This window comes from Pseudomonas caricapapayae, assembly GCF_001400735.1.
GTDB classification, from domain to species: Bacteria; Pseudomonadota; Gammaproteobacteria; order Pseudomonadales; family Pseudomonadaceae; genus Aquipseudomonas; species Aquipseudomonas caricapapayae.
In genome coordinates this window covers 1-2,296 of the sequence record NZ_LJPW01000105.1, presented here as the reverse complement: position 1 = coordinate 2,296, position 2,296 = coordinate 1, and the positions used below count along the sequence as shown (strand labels likewise).

2 protein-coding genes and 2 pseudogenes are annotated in these 2,296 nt (G+C 50.4%); 3 read left to right on the top strand and 1 reads right to left on the bottom strand.

Going from position 1 to position 2,296, the window contains the following annotated elements; translation table 11 throughout:
- Nucleotides 1-99: 99 nt before the first annotated feature.
- Nucleotides 100-765, top strand: a complete 666-nt coding sequence (locus ALO80_RS15090) for an AAA family ATPase (protein WP_055009575.1) — start codon at nucleotides 100-102, stop codon at nucleotides 763-765.
- A 606-nt stretch (nucleotides 766-1,371) separates the two neighbouring features.
- Here ALO80_RS15090 and ALO80_RS32330 read toward each other — a convergent pair.
- Nucleotides 1,372-1,446, bottom strand: a pseudogene (locus tag ALO80_RS32330) (recombinase family protein); the annotation flags it as partial.
- Between the two features lie 108 nt (nucleotides 1,447-1,554).
- Between ALO80_RS32330 and ALO80_RS32005 the strand changes: the two are divergent.
- Nucleotides 1,555-1,626, top strand: a pseudogene (locus tag ALO80_RS32005) (antirestriction protein ArdR); the annotation flags it as partial.
- Between the two features lie 35 nt (nucleotides 1,627-1,661).
- A complete protein-coding gene (locus ALO80_RS31420; protein ID WP_055009574.1) occupies nucleotides 1,662-2,075 on the top strand; it encodes a TraR/DksA family transcriptional regulator in 414 nt (137 codons plus the stop codon).
- Nucleotides 2,076-2,296: the final 221 nt, after the last annotated feature.

Genomic DNA, 2,296 nt, shown 5'->3' with positions numbered 1-2,296 from the left:
ATCTATAATATCCCTATTAGATATCTACTTAGGTGTTGATAGGTATCTACTAGGGTGCTAGTATATGGCTACACAATCGAATTGGGTAGGATATGAATCATGCTTGTCCTAGTGGGTAACACCAAAGGTGGCGTAGGGAAATCAACTGAAGCAGTCCAGTTGGCAGCAGCTCGAGCGCTGCAAGGACGCAATGTCCTACTTGCTGACGGCGATAGGCAAGCTAGCAGTATTAAATCTATTAGTGTGCGTATGGCGGCAGAAATCGAGCCACATATTGCTTGTGTGCACTATATCGACGGTCACGAGTTTCGCACTCAAGTGCGGCATCAAGCCAAGCTGTATGACGATGTCATCATGGATTGCGGAGGTTTCGACTCGCAGACTCTACGTTACGCCCTAGGTCTGGCTGATGTGGTGGTAGTCCCTTTTCAACCGCGCCCCTACGATACCTGGGCACTTGATGATTTAAGTAAATTGATTGAGGAAGTCCAGATCGGTCGAGAGGAAGCCGATAAGAATTTGCTGCGTGTCATATGCCATCTCAACTCAGCAGATCCTGGAGTGAGTAGCGTCGACAACATCGACGCTGAAAAAGCGCTCAAGCCTTATCCGCATCTGCCTTTTATTCGTGCGCCATTAGTACGCCGAAAGGCTTTCCCATTATCGTCAGCTCAAGGCATGTGCGTGTTCGAGACAATGCCGGTGCATGATAAAGCCTGCATTGAACTTAAAACTCTATTGCGCCTGGTATTTGGAGACGAATGACATGAGCAGACCTCGTCGTCCACCGATGGCAAGTCCGTCCATCACCCCAGCCGCTTCTCCTATACAAGAGAAGCGGCCCCCTAGCGAAGCCCGTTTAGAAGCTTTCTATAACTCAGCACCAGACGCAAAGCCACCTAGTAGCGATTCACCGGATAGCACAGCGGTACCTACAAGCGGTCTAGCAGATTCCTACAAGGCATCTACTAGCATCCTAATAGGGGGAAAGCCAAGGAGGCCTCGGCAGACCACTCAGAAGATCTCACTGGGTGTACGTTTGGATCTGCTGCCTCTCGCTGATGAGTTCGCTGGTCTGCGACACATGGACCGTAGTAAATATATAAATTATGCCCTAGCTGAGCAGATCAAACGTGATCGCGAAGAATTTGGCGAATAACCAGATAGACCTCATTTCAAATTTTAGATAGCTAATGGATTCTCGATAGATATTTGATAGATGCCTATTGGGAGTCTAGTAGATATCTAGTTGTGAGGATTTAGTCCAACCACCCGGTTTTGCCGGTTTGTGACGACTGTGTTGAGGCAAATGTCGCTCCCTGGGGAAACACCCTACGTGGGGTCGGTTCAGGCTTGGGGCGAAACGACACGCTAAGCAGTTTCGCGATGTCTGCGGACAATTTCTGTGACGGTGTTCTTGCTAATCCCAAGATCTCGGGCAATCCATCTGTAGCTGCGCCCTGCTTCAATCGCCTCGATGACTTTTGGGTGTTGACGCTGCCCCTGGATTGATCCAGTTGCTGACGCCAGACGGCCCCATTTCTAAACCACAACTTCAGGGCCGAAGGCGGCGATGACTACAACTGTGCAAAAGCGTGGGTCGCGGTTGACCCTGACGCTCTATAGGAAAATTGAATGACCAACCATGTCAGGAGCACAAGATGGCATTGATGAGCACTGAGCAACTGTTGGATCAAACTGACGACGAGTACATGAACTTAGACCAACTGGCCTTTTTTAAAGATCGATTGGAGGTCAAAGCCGCAGAGCTTCGTGATCGCTTGCTCAGCAGTCCGGCCAGTTGCGAGATCGAGCGTCACCCGGACGAAGCAGACCTCGCTTCCGATGAGGAAAACAGAGCAGTGGCAGCAAGCATGATAGAAAGGAACAGACAGACGCTGAGCCATGTGCTTAAGGCCCTGGAAATTCTCGCTCTGGGCGATTACGGTTTTTGTCAGGAGACTGGCGAGGCCATAGGTCTACAACGCCTTCTGTTGGTTCCCGAGTCGTTGTACTCGGTCGAATCGATGCGGGTATTGGAGGCCAAGGGGATGCACCAACGCCGAGTGGTCTAGCAAAGCCGCCACAGCGAAGTTATCCAGGAGAATTGCGATTTTGTCCGAATTCTGCGGGCTCCCCGAAATCGACCGTGTAACCCCAAGCCTCGCTTCGTGCGGGGCTGGGTCAGTAGAAAAACACCACCTTTGCATCGAAAAGACACAAGGAATGTCGTATGAAACTGGTATTGGCTCAACTTATTGCAGTTGTGGCTTCAATAGGTGTAGCGGCTCGATAA